This is a genomic window from Devosia sp. (assembly GCF_039927955.1).
Classification (GTDB): domain Bacteria; phylum Pseudomonadota; class Alphaproteobacteria; order Rhizobiales; family Devosiaceae; genus Devosia.
The window spans coordinates 1-18,183 of record NZ_JBDSUA010000014.1 but is presented as its reverse complement, the minus strand read 5'-3'; the positions used below and the strand labels follow the sequence as shown (position 1 = coordinate 18,183).

19 protein-coding genes and 2 tRNA genes are annotated in these 18,183 nt (G+C 61.1%); 14 read left to right on the top strand and 7 right to left on the bottom strand.

Going from position 1 to position 18,183, the window contains the following annotated elements:
* The first annotated feature begins 104 nt into the window (after positions 1-104).
* Positions 105-740, top strand: a complete 636-nt coding sequence (locus tag ABIT12_RS05195) for a histidine phosphatase family protein (protein ID WP_348041875.1) — start codon at positions 105-107, stop codon at positions 738-740.
* A 55-nt stretch (positions 741-795) separates the two neighbouring features.
* Positions 796-1,917 carry a chorismate synthase gene (gene aroC, locus ABIT12_RS05190; RefSeq protein WP_348041874.1) on the top strand — a complete coding sequence of 374 codons (1,122 nt, stop codon included), beginning with the start codon at positions 796-798 and terminating at the stop codon, positions 1,915-1,917.
* Between the two features lie 59 nt (positions 1,918-1,976).
* On the opposite strand, the gene ABIT12_RS05185 is transcribed toward aroC, so the two are convergent.
* From ABIT12_RS05185 to ABIT12_RS05170, 4 genes are read right to left on the bottom strand one after another with little or no spacing between them, the layout of a single operon-like run.
* Entirely contained in the window at positions 1,977-2,726 is a 750-nt protein-coding gene (locus ABIT12_RS05185) for a TlyA family RNA methyltransferase (RefSeq protein ID WP_348041873.1), read from the bottom strand.
* Complete coding sequence (locus ABIT12_RS05180; protein WP_348041872.1) at positions 2,723-3,319, bottom strand: SCO family protein; 597 nt, start codon at positions 3,317-3,319, stop codon at positions 2,723-2,725. The genes ABIT12_RS05185 and ABIT12_RS05180 overlap by 4 nt, the downstream gene beginning before the upstream one ends.
* Positions 3,319-3,567 (bottom strand): exodeoxyribonuclease VII small subunit, encoded by a 249-nt coding sequence (locus tag ABIT12_RS05175; RefSeq protein ID WP_348041871.1) that lies wholly within the window; start codon positions 3,565-3,567, stop codon positions 3,319-3,321. The genes ABIT12_RS05180 and ABIT12_RS05175 overlap by 1 nt, the downstream gene beginning before the upstream one ends.
* An 11-nt stretch (positions 3,568-3,578) precedes the next feature.
* On the bottom strand, positions 3,579-4,526 hold the full coding sequence (locus ABIT12_RS05170) for a histone deacetylase family protein (RefSeq protein WP_348041870.1): 948 nt from the start codon (positions 4,524-4,526) through the stop codon (positions 3,579-3,581).
* A 66-nt stretch (positions 4,527-4,592) separates the two neighbouring features.
* On the opposite strand from ABIT12_RS05170, the gene ABIT12_RS05165 reads away from it, so the two are divergent.
* A complete protein-coding gene (locus ABIT12_RS05165) occupies positions 4,593-5,540 on the top strand; it encodes an L-threonylcarbamoyladenylate synthase (RefSeq protein ID WP_348041869.1) in 948 nt (315 codons plus the stop codon).
* Between the two features lie 59 nt (positions 5,541-5,599).
* On the opposite strand, the gene ABIT12_RS05160 is transcribed toward ABIT12_RS05165, so the two are convergent.
* Positions 5,600-6,550, bottom strand: a complete 951-nt coding sequence (locus ABIT12_RS05160; RefSeq protein WP_348041868.1) for a DnaJ C-terminal domain-containing protein — start codon at positions 6,548-6,550, stop codon at positions 5,600-5,602.
* A 124-nt stretch (positions 6,551-6,674) separates the two neighbouring features.
* On the opposite strand from ABIT12_RS05160, the gene pdxH reads away from it, so the two are divergent.
* Both pdxH and ABIT12_RS05150 read left to right on the top strand, forming a co-directional pair.
* The gene (gene pdxH / locus ABIT12_RS05155; RefSeq protein WP_348041867.1) at positions 6,675-7,304 is read left to right on the top strand and encodes a pyridoxamine 5'-phosphate oxidase; all 630 of its coding nucleotides are present in this window, start codon (positions 6,675-6,677) and stop codon (positions 7,302-7,304) included.
* 69 nt (positions 7,305-7,373) lie between these two features.
* Positions 7,374-8,201: a DUF1499 domain-containing protein gene (locus ABIT12_RS05150; RefSeq protein WP_348041866.1), complete on the top strand. Its 828-nt coding sequence runs from the start codon at positions 7,374-7,376 to the stop codon at positions 8,199-8,201.
* Here ABIT12_RS05150 and ABIT12_RS05145 read toward each other — a convergent pair.
* On the bottom strand, positions 8,198-9,112 hold the full coding sequence (locus ABIT12_RS05145) for an MBL fold metallo-hydrolase (RefSeq protein WP_348041865.1): 915 nt from the start codon (positions 9,110-9,112) through the stop codon (positions 8,198-8,200). The genes ABIT12_RS05150 and ABIT12_RS05145 overlap by 4 nt on opposite strands.
* Positions 9,113-9,219: 107 nt before the next feature.
* Here ABIT12_RS05145 and ABIT12_RS05140 point away from each other — a divergent pair, with 107 nt between their 5' ends.
* Positions 9,220-9,822: a biotin transporter BioY gene (locus ABIT12_RS05140; RefSeq protein WP_348041864.1), complete on the top strand. Its 603-nt coding sequence runs from the start codon at positions 9,220-9,222 to the stop codon at positions 9,820-9,822.
* A gap of 105 nt (positions 9,823-9,927) precedes the next feature.
* On the opposite strand, the gene ABIT12_RS05135 is transcribed toward ABIT12_RS05140, so the two are convergent.
* A tRNA-Pro gene (locus ABIT12_RS05135) sits at positions 9,928-10,004 on the bottom strand.
* 149 nt (positions 10,005-10,153) lie between these two features.
* Here ABIT12_RS05135 and ABIT12_RS05130 point away from each other — a divergent pair.
* The 8 genes from ABIT12_RS05130 to ABIT12_RS05095 all read left to right on the top strand — a co-directional run.
* Positions 10,154-10,228, top strand: a tRNA-Gln gene (locus ABIT12_RS05130).
* 28 nt (positions 10,229-10,256) lie between these two features.
* Positions 10,257-10,505, top strand: coding sequence for a hypothetical protein (locus tag ABIT12_RS05125; RefSeq protein ID WP_348041863.1), 249 nt, complete (start codon positions 10,257-10,259; stop codon positions 10,503-10,505).
* Positions 10,506-10,822: 317 nt separating this feature from the next.
* Positions 10,823-11,752 (top strand): ArsR family transcriptional regulator, encoded by a 930-nt coding sequence (locus ABIT12_RS05120; RefSeq protein WP_348041862.1) that lies wholly within the window; start codon positions 10,823-10,825, stop codon positions 11,750-11,752.
* A 101-nt stretch (positions 11,753-11,853) separates the two neighbouring features.
* The gene (locus tag ABIT12_RS05115; RefSeq protein WP_348041861.1) at positions 11,854-13,365 is read left to right on the top strand and encodes an alpha-N-arabinofuranosidase; all 1,512 of its coding nucleotides are present in this window, start codon (positions 11,854-11,856) and stop codon (positions 13,363-13,365) included.
* Positions 13,366-13,729: 364 nt separating this feature from the next.
* Positions 13,730-15,601 (top strand): ABC transporter substrate-binding protein, encoded by a 1,872-nt coding sequence (locus tag ABIT12_RS05110; protein WP_407065591.1) that lies wholly within the window; start codon positions 13,730-13,732, stop codon positions 15,599-15,601.
* Positions 15,602-15,829: 228 nt separating this feature from the next.
* Positions 15,830-16,834 carry an ABC transporter permease gene (locus ABIT12_RS05105; protein ID WP_348041859.1) on the top strand — a complete coding sequence of 335 codons (1,005 nt, stop codon included), beginning with the start codon at positions 15,830-15,832 and terminating at the stop codon, positions 16,832-16,834.
* Positions 16,835-16,838: 4 nt separating this feature from the next.
* The gene (locus ABIT12_RS05100) at positions 16,839-17,696 is read left to right on the top strand and encodes an ABC transporter permease (protein WP_348041858.1); all 858 of its coding nucleotides are present in this window, start codon (positions 16,839-16,841) and stop codon (positions 17,694-17,696) included.
* 2 nt (positions 17,697-17,698) lie between these two features.
* Positions 17,699-18,183: ATP-binding cassette domain-containing protein (locus ABIT12_RS05095; protein WP_348041857.1), on the top strand; the 485-nt coding region annotated here is incomplete at its 3' end.

Sequence of the window (18,183 nt, the reverse complement as noted above, 5' to 3'; positions counted from 1 at the left end):
ACGCGCAGGGCACCGATATGTCGAGCCTGAAGCGGACGAATAGTCGCCCGCTTGTCAAACTTGCCGTGTAGGACGGGCGCGGTGCAGCGCCCGAGATAACGCAGATGACCGCCCCGAACTGGCCTGATTTCTACTTCGCCCGGCATGGTGAAACCGCCTGGAATCGCGAGCAGCGCTATCAGGGGAGCATGGATATTCCGCTCAATGCTGTCGGCCAGAAGCAGGCGGACGCCAATGGCATACTGCTCCGGCAGATGCTGGCCGACGACGGCGTCGATCCGGCATCGCTGAACTGGTTTGTTTCCCCGCTTGGTCGTGCTGTGGAAACCATGGACCGGATGCGGGCTGCGTTTGATGTCAGGCTGCCTGACGTCATCGTCGATCAGCGCCTGATCGAGATCTCCTTCGGAACACTTGAAGGTCGGCTGCATGCCGAGATCAACCGTGAAATGGCAATCGCTCCAGGTGAGCGCGAAGCCAGCTACTGGCATTTCCGACCCGAGCGCGGCGAAAATTACGACGATGTGGCCAAGCGCCTGGTGGATTTTGCCAAGGTGTTGACCCAGCATGCGGTGGTCGTCGCGCATGGCGGCGTGCTGCGAGTGCTGCGCCATCTGGTCGAAGGCGCCGATCACGGCACTGTCGTCAACTGGCCACCACCGCAGGGCGTCATCGCTCATTTCGCGAAGGGCACGATGACGCTGCATGCGGCGACCAATACCTGGGGCGACATCGCCTGATTGACCTGCGGGACGTCGCTGCCTAGAAAGCGTTCATCCTGCGAAAGGCTGCTCCATGTCCTTCAACACCTTCGGCCAGATGTTCCGCTTCACCACCTGGGGTGAAAGCCACGGACCGGCTTTGGGCGTGGTGGTTGACGGATGCCCACCGGGCCTGACGCTGACGCCTGACATCATCCAGCGCGATCTGGATCGGCGCAAGCCCGGGCAGTCCAGGTTCACCACCCAGCGCCGCGAGGACGATGCGGTCAAAATTCTGTCCGGTGTGTTCGAGGACGAGCGCACCGATGGTCCACGCACCACCGGCACCCCGATTTCGCTGCTGATCGAAAACACTGACCAGCGCTCCAAGGACTATGCCGAAATCCGCGACAAATACCGTCCGGGTCATGCCGATTACACCTATGACCAGAAGTATGGCATCCGCGATTATCGCGGTGGCGGCCGGACCTCGGCCCGCGAAACGGCGGCGCGCGTTGCGGCGGGGGCCATTGCGCGACTGGTGGTTGGCGACGTCAAAATCCGCGCCAGCCTGGTGCAGGTTGGGCCGCACAAGATCGATTATGACAATTTCGACTGGGACCAGGTCGACCAGAACCCGTTCTTCTGCGCCGATCCCAAAGCGGCAGCGCTGTGGGCCGATTATCTCGACGATATTCGCAAGTCCGGCAATTCGGTTGGCGCAGTGATCGAAGTCGTCGCCGAAAACGTGCCGCCCGGTTGGGGCGCACCGATCTATGGCAAGCTCAGTTCCGACCTCGCCTCGGCGATGATGTCGATCAATGCCGTCAAAGGCGTCGAAATCGGCGCTGGATTTGACGCCGCCAGCCTCACCGGCATCGAAAACGCCGACCAGATGCGGGCAGGACAATCCAAGCCGTATTTTCTGTCCAATCAGGCGGGCGGCATCCTCGGCGGCATTTCCAACGGCGATCCGGTGGTCGTGCGCTTTGCCGTCAAGCCGACCTCATCGATCCTGTCGCCGCGCCAGACCGTGACGACAGAGAATGTCGATACCGATATCATCACCAAGGGCCGCCATGACCCCTGCGTGGGCATTCGCGCGGTGCCTGTCGGTGAAGCGATGATGGCCTGTGTGCTGGCCGATCACATGATCCGCCACCGTGGCCAGACCGGGCGCGATGGCGCGGTGGGGTTTCACCACGAAGAGATATAGGATTTCAAAGTAAACCTCGTGGTTCGAGGCTTTGCGTCGCAAAGAACCTCACCATGAGGCTACTGCGACTGTGGGTCTTTCCGAAACACCGCGACCGTCTCGACATTGCCATCACCACCGGCGATCGGCGACGCGATCGACAGGCGGTGGGCAAAGCCGTGTTCGGCCATGAACGTCACCATTTCGGCCAGAGCGGTTTCGATCGCCGCCTCGTCGGTGACGATGCCGCCCTTGCCGACATTGCGGCGACCCACTTCGAACTGCGGCTTGAACAGGATCACCGCATCGGCGCCTGGCTTGCACAGGGCCAGCGGCGCGGCGAGGATTTTGGTGACCGAGACGAAGCTGACGTCGGAAACGACAATATCGATCGGCTCAAGGACGTGGGCGTCGCCTAAATCCTTGGCATTGAGGCCTTCGAGGCTGACGACGCGATTGCTGCCCTTGAGCCGCTCGTGCAACTGGTCGTGGCCGACATCGACGGCGTAGATCTTTGCGGCGCCGCGTTCCATCAACACCTGGGTAAACCCGCCGGTGGAGGCGCCGATGTCGAGGCAGATCTTGCCGGTCGCATCAATCTCACCCGCATCGAGTCCGGCAACCAGCTTCAGCGCAGCCCGCGACACATAGCGTGCCGCTGGATCATCCAGCGCCACCACATCGCTGTGGCCGACCATCTGGTTCTGCTTATGCGCAACGACGCCATTGATGGTCACCGTACCACGCAGGATGGCGTCGCGAGCCCGTGCCCGGCTGGGGAGCAGGCCGCGCTGTTCGAGGGCCAGATCGAGGCGGATACGCTCGTTCATCCCTGCACCAGCCGCTTGATCTTCTTGAGCGCAGTATCGCTGTTTTCGTCATAGGCAATGGTGCCCTGGAAGGTTCCGTCAGCCGCTATCAGGAAAATCAGCGCGGTGTGATCGACCAGATAATACGGATCGCCCGGCTCCCCCTTCTTTTCCGAAAACACGCCAAACGCTGCCTTGGCCGCATCCGTCTGCGCTTGATTGCCGACCAGCCCGATAATGGAGGGATCAAACCCTTCGATATAGGATTTGACGATCGGCAGCGTGTCGCGATCCGGATCGACGGTGGCAAAGATTATGCGCAGATCATCGGCATTGAGGCCAAGCTGCTGCCGCCAGGCAGTGGTTTCGGCCAGCGTCGTCGGGCACACATCGGGGCAGAAAGTATAACCGAAAAACACCAAGCTCGGCTTGCCCACTAGATCTTTCTGCGTGAACGCACCACCGGTGGTTGTCGCCAGTTCGAAGGTCTGACCCGAAACGCCCAGCGGACGGGCTGGGGGCTTGAACACATACAGCGCCGTCGCGCCGATGGCGACGACGGCAACCAGCGCCCAGAGGACGATACGGAAGTTTCGGAGGGCCTTGGGGGACATCAGGCGTCGAGCGGCTCGGTGCCGATGGCCTTGCCGTCGCGCGACAGGGTGATCTTTTCGATGCGCGCTTCGGCGGTTTTCAGCAGTGTTTCGCAGTGCGACTTGAGGGCTTCGCCGCGCTCATAGATGGCAATCGACTCGGCCAGCGGCGCCTTGCCGCTTTCCAGCTTGCCGACGATTTCTTCGAGCTGAGCGAGGGCCGCTTCAAAGCTCAGGGTTTTGACATCGTCGTTGGTGGCGTCCGCCATTGTCGGCTCCTTCAATCGTCCAGTTTGCCAAGCGCGCCATCCATCAGCATGGCGACATGGCTGGCGGCACCGTTGGCGAGGCCCTTGAGGTCATAGCCACCTTCGAGCAGCGAAACAATGCGGTTGCCGCATTGGCGCTCGGCGATATCCATCAACTTCCCCGTGAGCCAGGCATAATCGCTGCCCACCCAGCGCAATTGCGCCAGCGGATCGCGTTCATGCGCATCGAACCCGGCGGAAATCAGGATCAGGTCGGGCGAGAAATCCACCAGCGCCGGCAGGATGCGGCTGGTATAGGCCGAGCGCATATCGACGCCATCGGTATCGGGATCGAGCGGGGTATTGGCGATATTGCCGACGCCGGTTTCGTCGGCCTTGCCGGTGCCGGGATACAGCGGCATCTGATGGCTGGAGGCGTAAAACACGCTCGGGTCGGCCTTGAAGATATCCTGCGTGCCATTGCCGTGGTGCACATCGAAATCGATGATCGCCACCCGTTCGGCGCCATACTTGCGCTGCGCTTCGCGGGCCACGATGGCAACGGTATTGATCAGGCAAAAGCCCATCGGCGTGTCGATTTCGGCGTGGTGTCCGGGTGGGCGGATGGCGCAGAAGGCATTGTCGGCTTCGCCCAAAAGCACCGCGTCGAGCGCCGCCAGCGCGCCCCCAAGTCCGGTCGCCGCGGCATTGAGCGAACGCGCCGAAATGAAGGTATCGGCTTCGATCTGGCCAATACCTTCGGCGGGCCGTGCATCGGCCAGCTTTTTCATGTAGCCCGTGCCATGCACCAGTTCCGCCAGCGTCAGATCGCCCGCTGGAGCAGGGCGGCGCAGCAGGCCATCGAAGCGGGATTTGTTCAGCGCATCTTCAACCGCACGGATGCGATCGGCGCGCTCCGGATGGCCGGTGGGCGTCTGATGGTCGGCGAAGTTCGGCTGGCTGATCAGAAGGGTGGTCACCGCTGCTCACCTCAAAGGACGCATCATCGTCTTGACGCGCCGCTGGGCTGTTGTCAAACAGCGCGCATGAGTTTGAACGCGCCAGCATCGGCAATCGATCCGAAAACAGTGGAAGACGCCGCAGCCTTGCTGCGCGCCGGCCAATTGTGCGCCTTTCCGACGGAGACGGTCTATGGGCTCGGCGCCGATGCGACCGACAGCGACGCGGTGCTGTCGATCTATGAAGCCAAAGGCCGTCCGCGCTTCAATCCGCTGATCATCCATTGCTCCGATCTGGCGATGGCCGAAACGCTGGCAGAATTTTCGCCGCTGGCGCGGACGCTGGCCAAGGCATTCTGGCCCGGGCCGCTGACGCTGGTCCTGCCGAAACGGACAGGGGTGGCACTGTCGGATATAACCACGGCAGGCCTTTCCAGTGTGGCCCTCCGTGTCCCCGCGCACCCGCTGGCGCTGGAGTTGATCGCTGTGGTTGGTAAACCGCTGGCCGCGCCCTCGGCCAATCCATCGGGGCGGCTCTCGCCCACCAGCGCCAGTCAGGTGCGGCTGGGATTTGCTGGCCGTGTGCCGGTACTCGATGGTGGGCCGTGCAGCGCTGGTGTGGAGTCGACAATCATCAGCGTCGCGGGCGATACGCTGACGCAATTGCGCGCCGGCGCTCTATCGCGCGAGGAAATCGAGGCTTTGGTTGGGCAACAGGTTCTCGACCCTGCCAAGGATGCCGCGATCACCGCTCCGGGCATGCTGCTCAGCCATTACGCGCCGAACGCACTGATCCGGTTGAACGCCGACGCGGCCAATCCGGGCGAGGCGATGCTCGGATTTGGCAAAGTCAGCGGAACAATAAACCTGTCGCCCTCGGGCGATCTGCACGAAGCCGCGCGCAATCTGTTCGCCATGCTCAATCAGCTCGATGAAACGGGGATCAGGGCGATTGCCGTGGCGCCGATCCCGTTGGACGGGCTGGGTGAGGCGATCAATGATCGGCTGGAACGGGCGGCGGCACCAAGAGGATAGTGCCACGCCCTCGTGGTTCGAGGGTCGCTCCGCTCCCACCTCACCATGAGGGCGCCACCCTAGTCCCGCACCTTGTACGGCTTGCTCTCGCGCATGAAGCGCATCAGCGCTTCAAGGTCCGGATCGCCACCTGGCGGCAGCACCACCCGCAGGTTGACGAACAGGTCGCCATCGCCGTGCAGCCCCTTGCCCTTCAGGCGGAGCGCCTTGGCGGTATCAACGCCCGGCGGCAGATTGAGTTCGACGGATCCATCGAGCGTCGGAACGCGGATCTTGGTGCCCAGCACGGCCTCGTAAAGCGCGATGGGCACGTCGACGCGGATGTCCTTGCCGTCGCGGCGGAACTGTTTGCTCTTTTCAAAGCGCACGGTGACCAGCGCGTCGCCAGCTTCGCCAAAAGGCGACGCCGCGCCCTGGCCCTTGAGGCGGATCTGCTGACCCTCTTCAAGTTTTTCGGGCAGCTTGACCGCCAGCATCTTGCCATTGGGCATGCGTACATTGATCGAGCCGCCCTTGTGGGCATCTTCGAGCGAGACGGTGGCATTGACCACCACGTCTTCGGCCTTGCCGCCGGACGGCTGTCGACCCTGGGCAGCACCCGCAAACGGGTCCCACTGCGCGCCGCCCTGAGGGCGGGCACCCGGTCCTGGCTGGCGCGGCTGGCCACCAAAGCCGCTCATGAATTCCTTGAGAATATCCTCGGCAGAAAACCCGCCTGCTGCATTGCGACCGCCGCGCGCCGCGCCGCCGCCGGGAAATCCACCAGGGTTGAAGCCAGCAAATTTCGGATTGCCATCGGCATCGATCTCGCCGCGATCAAACTGCGCGCGCTTGGTGGCGTCGTTCAAAAAGTCATAAGCATTCGTTGCCTCGGCGAATTTGCCATGGGCATTGGGATCGTCCGGGTTCTGATCGGGGTGGTGTGCCTTTGCCAGCTTGCGGTATGCGGACTTGATGTCCTTCTCGCTTGCCGAACGGGCCACCCCAAGCACGCTATAGGGGTCGCGCATTGTATCCAATCAATTGCGTGGGGGCGTTGCTTCGCCCAAGGTTCACGTCCTATATGGCGAGGGCCATTCCCAATGTCCAGTTTTGCGCTGGCATTCGCTCCTGAAACGCTGGAAGCCCGCAGAAATGCCCAAATCCGTGACCGAAATTCTGTTCGACGACGCCGATTTCACCGTGCTCGATCCGTTTGCGGTGTTTGAAGACTGGTTTGCTGAAGCGCGCCAGAGCGAACCCAACGATCCGCACGCCATGGCGCTGGCCAGTGTTGATTCGGATGGTATGCCTGATGTGCGCGTGGTGCTGCTCAATGCGCGAGACGCGCGCGGGTTCACCTTCTTCACCAACTTGGAAAGCGCCAAGGGCCATGAACTGCTGGAGCAGCCCAAGGCAGCCATGGTGATGCACTGGAAATCGCTGCGCCGCCAAGTGCGGATGCGCGGCCCGGTCGAGGTGGTCACGCCCGCCGAGGCCGACGCCTATTTCGGTTCGCGCGCGCGTGGCTCGCAGATTGCCTCTTCGGTGTCGCGGCAGTCGCGCCCGCTCGATAGCCGTGCCAAGCTGGCGGCCGAGGTTGCCAGGCTGACCCAGCAGGTCGGCGATGGCGACGTTGTCCGCCCGGACCGTTGGTCAGGCTTTCGGCTGATGCCGCTCAGCATCGAGTTCTGGAAGGATGGCGAGTTCCGCCTGCATGATCGGGTTCAGTTCACCCGCACGGCGCTCGATGCGCCATGGACCAGCCGGCGGCTTTATCCATAGGCTTTGCGGATTTGCGCGCCTGACCTAATTTGCCGATCCGATAGACGCTGAACCTGGACCGACCGCCGCGTGCGCATCCTGATCCGAACATCGAAATGGGCCATCTGGTCGCGCCGCGTCGCCAGCATCGCGGTGCCACTGGTGGTCATTCCGGTGTTTCTGCATCGGCAGCGACTGCTGACCAGCGACGTGTTTGTCGATGTGGCTGCGGTGGCGGGGATCGTTGCAACTCTTGCCTTGCTGGTGTCGATGACGGCGCTGGCGCGGTTGTGGCAGACCGGCGATCAGGGCTGGGGCAGGGCGATCTCAGCATTCCTGCTCAGCCTGATGTGCCTCGTACCATTCGCTTATGTCGGCGCGCAGATGCTGCGCTATCCCGCCGTTACCGACATTGCGACCACGCAGCGCGGCGCCCTGCCGTTGATGCTCGATCCCGGCACCATTCACATGCCGCCGCCCAAACTGCTGACGGCCGAGCAGTTGGAAACTGAATTTCCCAATATCAAGACCCGTGCCTACCCGCTCAATCTGCAGCAGACCTACCTGATTGTCCTGCACATGGTGGAAGCGCATGGCTGGGATATCACGTTGCAGCGTGACCCAACGGCGGCGCTCGACCCGGGCGAGATCAACGCTGACGTGGTTTCGCTGCTGGGCTGGCGAGACGAAGTGGTCCTGCGCGTCACCGGAGATGCGCAGAGCGCTGTGGTTGATATGCGCTCCGCCTCGCTGAACGCCGAGCACGACCTTGGCTCCAACGGTCCGCGCATCGAGCAGTTTCTCACTCAGCTCGATGACGAAGTCACCAACATGCTGCGCGACAATCCAAACGCCAATCAGCCCGCCGATGCTGAGCCGGACCCTGCCGCGCCCGACGCGGCTGATCCTAAGCCCTAGATTTCGGCCCACATTCCCAACAGGCTACGCCTGATCCGCAACGCTCCTCTGGCTTCCAGATATTCCAGATGGGCTTTCACCGTCATTGCAGCGGCTGCGCGGATGCTGCGCGACACGCCGGGATAAAGCTTGGTGGTGATCGCACCGACGCTATGGACGCCCTCGGTGATCGCGGTGATGATCTGCCCGCTGCGCATCGCGCGATGTGCCTTGAGAGCCTTGGTATAGGTCACACCATCGGCGATGTGGCCACCATGGGCCGGGATGAAAATGGCGTAGTCGGTTGCCAGCACTCGGTCGAGCGAAGCCAGATATTGCGCCATCGATCCATCGGGCACCGCCACCAGCGTCGAATTCCAGCCCATGATGTGATCGCCGGTCAGCAGTACCGGCGTGCCGACCATGCCGAATGCCAGATGATTGGCGCAATGGCCGGGCGTGGCGATCACCTCCATCGGCACGCCGCCAGCCATGAATTTTTCGCCGTCGGTGAGCACGCGGTCGGGAACCAGGCCCCAGTCGCATGAACGGCTGATCGGGTTGATTTCGAACCGTCGCAGCGGCCGCGACAGCCGGTGCGGACCGCCAAACCACAGGGGCGCCGCCAGTTCGATCCGCATCCGCGCCGCTGCTGCGCTATGATCGCGATGCGTGTGGGTGAGGATGATCGCCTCGACGCGCCGCGCACCGATTGCCTTGCGCAGGGCATCGATGTGGCGGGGATCATCCGGGCCCGGGTCAACCAGCACCAGCCGCTCGGTGCCGATCAGAAAGCTGTTGGTGCCCGTAAACGTATAAGGCCCCGAATTAGGCGCGGTGATCCGCGTCAGGCCGGGGGCCATGTCCACCGGCTGACCGGCGCGGGACTTGAAGGCGGTGTTGAACACCAAAGCAGGGCTAGGGGCGGCCATTGCGCTCACGAAAACGGGAGATTAAGAAGATTGGTGAGGACCATTAACGCATTCGGCCAGCTTTCGCCGGATATTCCAAGCCCGAAAGGTACAAAATGGCCGTGACCATGACCACGTCGAACACGCTGCTCGGCGCGCTTGCTCCCAAGGGCGAGGCAGCAAAGCTCGCCACCAATATCGTCACCGTACTGCTCGGCACGCTGTTGCTGACGCTTTCCGCCAAGATCAGCGTTCCAGTCTGGCCGGTTCCCGTCACCATGCAGACCTTCGCCGTAGCCGCACTTGCTGCGGCCTTTGGCTGGCGCATTGGCGTTGCTACTGTGCTGGCCTATCTGGTCGAGGGTGCCAGCGGTCTGCCAGTATTTGCTTCGGGCGGTGGTCTCGCCTATTTCGCCGGCCCCACCACCGGCTTCCTGCTCGGCTATTTGCCGATGGCCTATATCATCGGCCGTGCGACTGATCTTGGCGCATCCAACCGTCCTTTCACCCTGTTCGGCGCCATGCTGCTGGGCGATGCAGTGCTGTTTGTTTGCGGCTTTGTCTGGCTGATGGCCATGGCTGGCCATGCCAGCTGGATCGATCAGGCCAATGTCGTCGGTTCAGCCTTCGCCAAGGCCGTGCAGCCCTTCATCATCTGGGACATCCTCAAGATGGGCTTGGCCGCGCTGACCGTCACCGGCGCCTGGGCGCTGCTCAAGCCGAAGCGCTAAGCGTTCCCACAGACTTCAAAAGGCCGGTCCCTTGGGCCGGCCTTTTTGTTTCTTCCGATCGAGCGCAATAAAAAGCCCCGGCCTCTGATGAAGCCGGGGCTTGATTGGTCGGAGTAGAGTGATTCGAACACTCGACCCCCTGCTCCCGAAGCAGGTGCGCTACCAGGCTGCGCTATACTCCGGCAATGTCGCGGCGTTCGGGTATTTCTCATCGCGATGCGGCGGTTTATAGCCGTGCAGCCTGATGGGTTCAAGCTCTTCTCGAAGCGATTTCAAAGCCCGTTCCGCAATGTTGCGAACCCTTGGCAAACCGTGTAGGAACCGCGCCAGTTGGGGCGTCGCCAAGTGGTAAGGCACCGGTTTTTGGTACCGGCATTCCTAGGTTCGAATCCTAGCGCCCCAGCCAGCATTCGCCAAGTTTGTGGCGGTCAGGTTTGCCCAACCGCTGGCACCGTATTTCCGGATACCTGCGCCCCACTGGTTTTCTGGTTCTACGCAATCTGATTGGTTCGACGCAGAACGTCGACAAGCTGACCGGACAAATTGAGGCGGACTTGGGCGATGCATGTTCTGGTGACAAGCGCGCACCTGGTGCGGAAGGCAAAACCATCATTATGGCCATGGCCCAGCGCGGCGGCGAAATCCGCACCGTGACCGTGCTGGACGTTAAGAAGGCCACTTAGCGCGGCGCCGACACAGAAAACCGCTAGGCGGCCCGATGACGAGCGTAACCGCTGGATCCACCACATAGCCGCGGCAAGCCAACTCCATCTGACGGCGTGGACGCCGGCGGCGGTATCGCCGTTGTTCCGGGTGATCCATCCGCCCTTGAATCCGCCATTGGTGACCTGGGTACAGCCGGGCATCGTGCAGTGCCGTTCGATCAGGCTGACCAGGTCCGCTGCGGCTGAGAGCCCGCGCAGGCGGCAGTCCAGGTTGATTAAAACAGGAATGCTGATACAAAGCTTGTTCAGATCGTAGATTCAAAAAGAAGTGACTCGTGAGCCGCAATTTTCTTGTCGTCGACCCAGAGGACGATTTTGAGGTTCTGCGCGGTCTGGCCTCCACGATCCGCGTGCAAATCCTGAAACTTCTGCATACCGAGGGTCCGCAGAACGGCAACGATATCGCCAGCCTGTTGAATTTGCCGCAATCAACGGTTTCGACCAATGTGCAAATTCTTGAAAATGCCGGGCTGATCCGGACCGAGACGAGAAAGGCCCGCAAGGGCAACCAGAAGATATGCCATTCGACCTTCGACGAGATCATGGTGATGTTCAAGAACGACATCGCCCGGTCCAGTTCAGATACTATCGAAGTGTCGATGCCGCTGGGGCTGTATACCAGCTACGAGGTCTCAGCGCCCTGTGGGCTGTGTTCCGCCGATGGCATAATCGGGCTGCTCGATGTGCCGAACACGTTTCTGGATCCGGAGCGCATGAAAACCGGCTTGATCTGGTTCACGCGTGGCTTTGTCGAATATCAGTTTCCCAACAACGCCAAGCTGGCGCAGAACGAGATCGAGTCGATGGAGTTTTCCATGGAGTTGAGTTCCGAGGTTCCGGGAACCGCTGCCGACTGGCCCTCCGACATCACCATTTCGGTCAATGGCAAGGATATCGGCACCTGGACCTCGCCGGGCGATTTCGGCGACAAGCGCGGCGTCTATACGCCGAGCTGGTGGAAGCTCAAGGGCAGCCAGTATGGCAAGCTCAAGAGCTGGCGCATTAATGGCACCGGCACCTTTGTCGATGGTGTCAAGATTTCTCCGATTTCCCTCAAGGATCTCGATCTGGACACGCATCGCTCGATCCGTCTGCGCATCGGTGTAAGCGAAAACGCGAGGCATCCGGGCGGCATCAACATCTTCGGCCGCGGCTTCGGCAACTACGATCAGGATATCATCCTGAGCCTGCAGACCAAGAAGTAGCATCCGACGAAATTTTCACGGCTTGCGTGCAGGCCGCAATCTTTCTATAAACCGTTTTATTGATACAAATCCGATAAACGGGATATTAGGGAGAGACGGCCATGAAGGCTAGCGTAACAGCCCACAAGGACTACACCATTTGCAAGGTGGATGATCGGGTCTATGGCTCGTTTATCGAACATCTGGGGCGCGCGGTCTATACCGGTATCTATGAGCCCGACCACAAGAGCGCCGACAAGAACGGCATGCGCGGCGATGTGGCAGCGCTGGTCAGGGAACTGAACGTGCCGGTGGTGCGCTATCCGGGCGGCAATTTCGTTTCGGCCTATGACTGGGAAGATGGCATCGGGCCGCGCGAGCAGCGGCCGACCCGGTTGGACCTGGCCTGGCATACTTCTGAAAGCAACGCTGTCGGCGTCCACGAATTTGCCGACTGGTGCGAGACGGTCGGTACCGAAATGATGCTGGCGGTGAACCTGGGGTCGCGCGGCGTCGATGATGCCCGCAATTTCCTGGAATATGTCAACCATCCGGGCGGCAGCTACTATTCCGACCTGCGCATCAAGAACGGCCGCAAGGAACCGTGGAACGTCAAGATGTGGTGCCTGGGCAACGAAATGGACGGCCCCTGGCAGGTCGGCCACAAGGATGCCGCCGAATATGGCAAGCTGGCCGCCAACACCGCCCGCGCCATGCGCATGTTCGACAACACGCTTGAACTGATCGTCTGCGGCTCGTCCAATGCCGATATGGCCAGCTATCCCGATTGGGAACGCATCGTGCTCGAACACACCTATGAGCATGTCGACCACATTTCGCTGCACATGTATTTCGCCAACCGCGAGAAGAACACGGCGAACTACCTGGCGCTGAACCGCAAGCTCGAGACCTATATCGACACGGTGTCGGCGACGATCCTGCAGGTCAAGAGCAAGAAGCGCTCCAAGCGCGACGTCTATATCTCGTTTGACGAATGGAACGTCTGGTATCATTCCAACAAGCAGGATCGGGTGATCCTGGAGGGCGCCGGGGGCTGGCCGCATGCGCCGGGCCTGCTCGAAGACATCTACAATTTCGAAGACGTGCTGCAGGTCGGGCTGATCCTGAATTCGTTCATCCGTCGCTCGGACGTGGTCAAGATTGCCTGTATCGCCCAACTGGTGAACGTGATCGCCCCGATCATGACCGAAAAGGGCGGCGATGCCTGGCGCCAGACGATTTACTATCCGTACTACTTCGCCTCGATCTTCGGGCGCGGCACGGCGCTGCAATTGCTGGTCAACTCCCCCGGCTACGACAGCGTTCATGGCGACAATATCGCCTATGTCGATGCTTCAGGCGTGCATAACGAGGAAGACGGCACCCTGGCCTTCTTCGTGGTCAACCGCCACGCCACCGAGACGATCACCATTGATCTGAGCCTGCAGGGCTTTGCCGGCGGCAGCGTGATCGAGCATCAGGTGATGACGCATTCGAACCTGGAAGCGGTCAACACTGCCAAAAACCAGACCGAAGTTGCTCCCAAAAAGGGCAGCGGCGCCAAGATTGACAATGGTCAGTTGACCGTTGCCGTGCCCCCGTTCTCCTACCAGATGATCCGCGTAAAGGTCTGAGCTTCTGCCGCAGGGCTGCCCCTGAGATGAACGAAAAGTAACAGCGTCGCCAGACCCGAGAAGGGTTTGTGACGCTGCAATATTGGCGAAATCGACGATCGAAAAATCGTGTCAGCTGCCGCCTCGCCGGCAAAGTGATATGGCGAACTGAACATGGGCGTACCCGAAAAGGTGCGCCCATTTGTATTGTGTATCACGTTGCCGGGTTCATATCATGCAACGCGTTGACATCCCTTCTCGTTGCGTTAGCATGATCGGCAGTGCTGGAGGGCACTTCGAGCGAGAAAGCCGAATGGCATCTCGACAAGGGAGAGAAACAATGGATAGACGCAGTTTTATGATCGGCACTGCCGTCGGCACGCTGATGTTAAGCGCCAGGACACTTGCCTGGGCGCAGGATGCCGAAGGCACCGCGCCCGACCTCAATAACTTTCCACGCAACGAGACACTGATCGTCCACAACCCGGAAGGCGTCATCCGCAATCCGGGCTGGTTCAACATCTGGGTGAACGGTGGCGGCGGCTGGTCGAATGGCCTGCACCAGTTGACCATGGACACGCTGTGGTACATCGATCCTGATGGCGGCGTCCCCGGCTCCAGCAAAGACGCGATCTACAATGCCCTGGCCTCGGGCCCATGGGAATACAACGCCGACTTCAGCGAAATGACGGTGAAGCTGCGCGAAGGCATCCTGTGGAGCGACGGCGTCGAGTTTACCTCGGACGACGTTGTCTACACCGTGCAGAAGCAGATCGAAGTGCCTGGCATGACCTGGAGCGGTGCGTTCTCGACCCAGGTAGCCGAAGTCACGGCACCCGACAAATATACCGTCCACTTCAAGCTCAAGGCGCCGAATTCGCGCTTCCACGCTATCTTCTCGGTGCGTTGGAACGCTGCCTGGATCATGCCGAAGCACGTGTTCGAAAAGGTCGCAGACGTCTTGACCTTCGACTACAATCCGCCGTTGAGCCTGGGCGCGTATACGCTCAACTCGTTCGATCCGAACGGCACCTGGTATATCTGGGACAAGCGCGCCGATTGGGACAAGACCACGCTGGGCCTCGTCGGCGAACCGACCCCCAAGCACATCATCTACCGCAACAACATTTCGACCGACAATCGCTTGATCGAAATGCGCAACGGCAACCTCGACATGATCCACGATCTGTCGCCGGAAGGCACGTTCTCGATCATCAAGGACGATCCAAACGTCCACGGCTGGTTCAAGGGCTTCCCCTATGCCCATCCCGATCCCACCTTGCCAATGGCCATCTTCAACCATCAGAAGCCGATGTTCCAGGACAAGCGCGTCCGCTGGGCCCTCGCACTGATGCTTGATGCGCGGGCCATGTCGATGGCCAGCTATCGTGGTGCGGCAACCCTGTCGGCCATCTCGATCCCGCCAACCGGCACCCATACCCGCGACTATCACGGGCCGCTGCAGCAGTACCTGATCGATTACGAAATCGACACCGGCACCTCGAAGGTCAAACCGTACGATCCCACCATCGGCCAGCAGATCGCCGATATGGTTCGTCCACAGTTTGGCGACGACGTTCCGACCGATCCGGAAGCCATCAACAAGAGCTTCGGTTTTGGCTGGTGGAAGCAGAACATTCCTGCGGCAGAAGAACTGCTGACGGCTGCCGGTTTCACCAAAAACGGCAACCAGTGGATGACCAATACCGGCGAACCCTTCACCTTCAGCGTGCAGGTTCCCACCGAAGGCGTGATCAATCGTCTTGGCGTCATTATCGCGCAGACCTGGGCCCAGAATGGCGTGCAGGCAACGGCCGAAGTGTCCCCAGACAGCTGGGATCGTCAGGCCGCGGGCGATTATGAATGCAATATCGCCTGGGCGGTGGAAACCTGGGGCGGTCACCCCGACCTGTCGTTCTTCCTCGACAGCTACCACTCCGAATATGTCGCCGAAGCCGGCAAGATCCAGCCCGCCCGTAACTGGATGCGCTGGACCAATCCGAAGCTCGACGAGATCATCGAAAAAATCCGCGGGATCGACTTCAACGATCCCAAGGGGCTCGAATACGGCACCGAATTCGTCAAGCTGCATCTCGACGAAATGCCGAACATCCCGATTATGTCGTACAACGTGTTCTCGGTGCAGTCGAACCTGCACTGGACCGGCTGGCCGAACATCGAGAACAACTACGCCAATCCGGTTACCAACTGGTCGAACGGGAAGTATATCTTCACCCAGATCAAGCCGGTCGCATAACAGCGTCCTCCCGGGCAGCGTGGCCACCAGCCACGCTGCCTTGAGGGGCGCGGAATCTCCTTCGCGCCCCTCGCAGATGCTATTCTTCTCCCCATCGGGGAGAAGGTGGCGCGTAGAGCCGGATGAGGGGGCGTGTGGTCTGACCCAATACTCCCCTCACCGACTCGGCTTCGCCGAGCCACCTCTCCCCGATGGGGCGAGGAATAAAAGGACGGTTGAGGAGTCCGCATGCAAGGTTACTTATGGTTCATCGGGAAGCGCGCTCTGCAGCTTCTGGCGGTGATATTCTTCGGCGTCTCCGCCACATTTCTGGTGACACATCTGTCGCCGATCAGTCCGGTCGAATCCGCGCTTGGGCGCATGACGGCACGATCCAATTCCGCGCCAGAAGCGGTACAGGCGATGCGCGAGGCGCTGACGGCCATGTATGGCGTCGACGAGCCGATCTTGCAGCAATATCTCAATTTCTGGGTACGGCTGGTACAGGGGGACCTGGGACCGTCGATGATCGCGTTCCCGACGCCGGCCATGACGCTGGTGATGCGCGCCTTGCCGTGGACCGTCGGTCTGTTGACCTCATCCATCATCATCAATTTTCTGATCGGCAACCTGCTGGGCGCACTGGCGGGCTACAACCAGAACAGCCGCCTGCTCAAGGGCTTCGGCGTGGTTGCCATGGGGCTGCAGCCGATCCCCCAATATATCGTTGCCTTCATCCTGCTCATCATCTTCGGCTTCCTCTGGCCGGTGCTGCCGATTTCGGGCGGGTTCTCGATGGATGTGCAGATGGGCTGGACCTGGCAGTTCGCCGGGTCGGTGATCCTGCACTCTATCTTGCCCGCGGCGTCGCTGGTGCTGGTCGGCTTCGGCGGCTGGTTCCTGGGCATGCGGGCCCTGGTTAGCAACGTGGTGACGGAGGACTACGTGACTTATGCCGAGCTGGCCGGCGTGCGGCGCAATACCATCGTGGGCGGATATGTGATCCGCAACGCGCTGGTGCCACAACTGACCGCGCTCGCCATGACGCTGGGCGGGGTGTTCTCGGGCACCGTGATCGTCGAGCAGGTGTTCAACTATCCTGGGCTGGGCTCGCTGCTGATCGACGCAGTGGGGGGCGGCGACTTCTCGTTGGTGCTGGCTGTGGGCACGGTTTCGGTGACTGCGGTGGCGGTGGCCATCTTCATCATCGACCTGCTGCATCCCCTTCTCGATCCCCGCGTGCGGGCGGAGTAAGTCCATGTTTGCCGTTTTCCGCGACCTCATCCGCTACAATATCGAATTTGCCGTCGGCCTGGTGCTGGTGACCATCATCGTGATCTTTGCGCTGCTCAGCTTCTTCTCGCCGGTCGATACGACGCTGATTTACATGGTGGCGCCCGACATGCCGCCCTCGCCGCAATACTGGTTCGGCACCAATTCGCGCGGCCAGGACCTGTTCTGGCAGATGAGCACGGCTATGCGCAATTCGCTCACCTTCGGCATCATCGTGGCCACACTGAGCCGCATCATCTCGCTCGCGGTGGGTCTGGCCTCGGGCTATATCGGCGGCTGGGTCGACCGGCTGCTGATGTTCATCAACGACATCTTCGTGGCCGTGCCGATCTTCCCGGTGCTGGTGCTGTTCTATTTCGTGCTGCGCAACAACCTCGATAGCCTGACGCTGGCCTTCATCATGGCGGCGTTCGGCTGGCCCTTCGATGCGCGGCTGATCCGCTCGGTGGCCCTGGGGCTCAAGCACCGCGAGTTCACCCGGCACGCGGTGTTTGCCGGGATGAGCACGCCCAAGATCCTGCTTGAGGAGCACCTGCCCTATGTCATGCCGATCGTGTTCGCCACGTTCATGGCCAACATGCTGTGGTCGATCGGGCTTGAGGTGACGCTGGCCGTGCTGGGCTTCACCAATATCAACCTGCCGACCATCGGCACCATGCTGTACTGGGCCAACAATCACTCGGCCATGGTGGTGGGCGTGTGGTGGTGGATCGCGATCCCGGTCGTGCTGATCGTGGTGACGTTCATCGGCCTGTTCCTTTTGGCCGTATCGATGAACGAATATATCGACCCGCGCAGCCGCCTGCGCCGCATGGGAGCCTGACCATGGCCCAGGACAACAAGAGCCGTGATATCCTGACGGTCGAGGGCCTCAAAGCCTATTACCAGATGAACTATTTCGGCGTGGAGCGCGAGGTGCGCGCTGTCGACGACATCACCATGACGGTGCGCCGCAACGAGGTCTACGGCATTGCCGGGGAAAGCTCGTCGGGCAAAACCTCCTTCATCAAAGTGCTGGCGGCGGCGATCCGGCCGCCGATGCGGATCGTTGCGGGCTCGGTGAAGTATGACTTCAAGAACGGCCCGATCAATGTGGCCGATGCGACCGAGGCACAGGTGGAAGCCGTGCGTTGGAAGTCGCTGAGCTACATTATGCAGGGCTCGATGAGCGTGCTGAACCCGGTGCGGCGCATCGGCCGGACCTTCGAGGACTTCGCCAAGCGGCCGCTCGGGCTTTCGGGCGAGGCCTATCGGGCGCGCATATTGAACCATCTCGAGCGGCTGAAGCTGCCGGCCGACGTGCTCAATGC

What these genes read in the sequence shown, in the direction of transcription:
- aroC (WP_348041874.1), top strand. Translation starts at nt 796, where the DNA reads ATGTCCTTCAACACCTTCGGCCAGATGTTCCGCTTCACCACCTGGGGT.
- pdxH (WP_348041867.1), top strand. Translation starts at nt 6,675, where the DNA reads ATGCCCAAATCCGTGACCGAAATTCTGTTCGACGACGCCGATTTCACC.
- ABIT12_RS05115 (WP_348041861.1), top strand. Translation starts at nt 11,854, where the DNA reads ATGAAGGCTAGCGTAACAGCCCACAAGGACTACACCATTTGCAAGGTG.
- ABIT12_RS05185 (WP_348041873.1), bottom strand. Translation starts at nt 2,726, where the DNA reads ATGAACGAGCGTATCCGCCTCGATCTGGCCCTCGAACAGCGCGGCCTG.
- ABIT12_RS05110 (WP_407065591.1), top strand. Translation starts at nt 13,730, where the DNA reads ATGTTAAGCGCCAGGACACTTGCCTGGGCGCAGGATGCCGAAGGCACC.
- ABIT12_RS05105 (WP_348041859.1), top strand. Translation starts at nt 15,830, where the DNA reads ATGCAAGGTTACTTATGGTTCATCGGGAAGCGCGCTCTGCAGCTTCTG.
- ABIT12_RS05100 (WP_348041858.1), top strand. Translation starts at nt 16,839, where the DNA reads ATGTTTGCCGTTTTCCGCGACCTCATCCGCTACAATATCGAATTTGCC.
- ABIT12_RS05165 (WP_348041869.1), top strand. Translation starts at nt 4,593, where the DNA reads ATGAGTTTGAACGCGCCAGCATCGGCAATCGATCCGAAAACAGTGGAA.
- ABIT12_RS05195 (WP_348041875.1), top strand. Translation starts at nt 105, where the DNA reads ATGACCGCCCCGAACTGGCCTGATTTCTACTTCGCCCGGCATGGTGAA.
- ABIT12_RS05175 (WP_348041871.1), bottom strand. Translation starts at nt 3,567, where the DNA reads ATGGCGGACGCCACCAACGACGATGTCAAAACCCTGAGCTTTGAAGCG.
- ABIT12_RS05160 (WP_348041868.1), bottom strand. Translation starts at nt 6,550, where the DNA reads ATGCGCGACCCCTATAGCGTGCTTGGGGTGGCCCGTTCGGCAAGCGAG.
- ABIT12_RS05145 (WP_348041865.1), bottom strand. Translation starts at nt 9,112, where the DNA reads ATGGCCGCCCCTAGCCCTGCTTTGGTGTTCAACACCGCCTTCAAGTCC.
- ABIT12_RS05180 (WP_348041872.1), bottom strand. Translation starts at nt 3,319, where the DNA reads ATGTCCCCCAAGGCCCTCCGAAACTTCCGTATCGTCCTCTGGGCGCTG.
- ABIT12_RS05140 (WP_348041864.1), top strand. Translation starts at nt 9,220, where the DNA reads ATGACCACGTCGAACACGCTGCTCGGCGCGCTTGCTCCCAAGGGCGAG.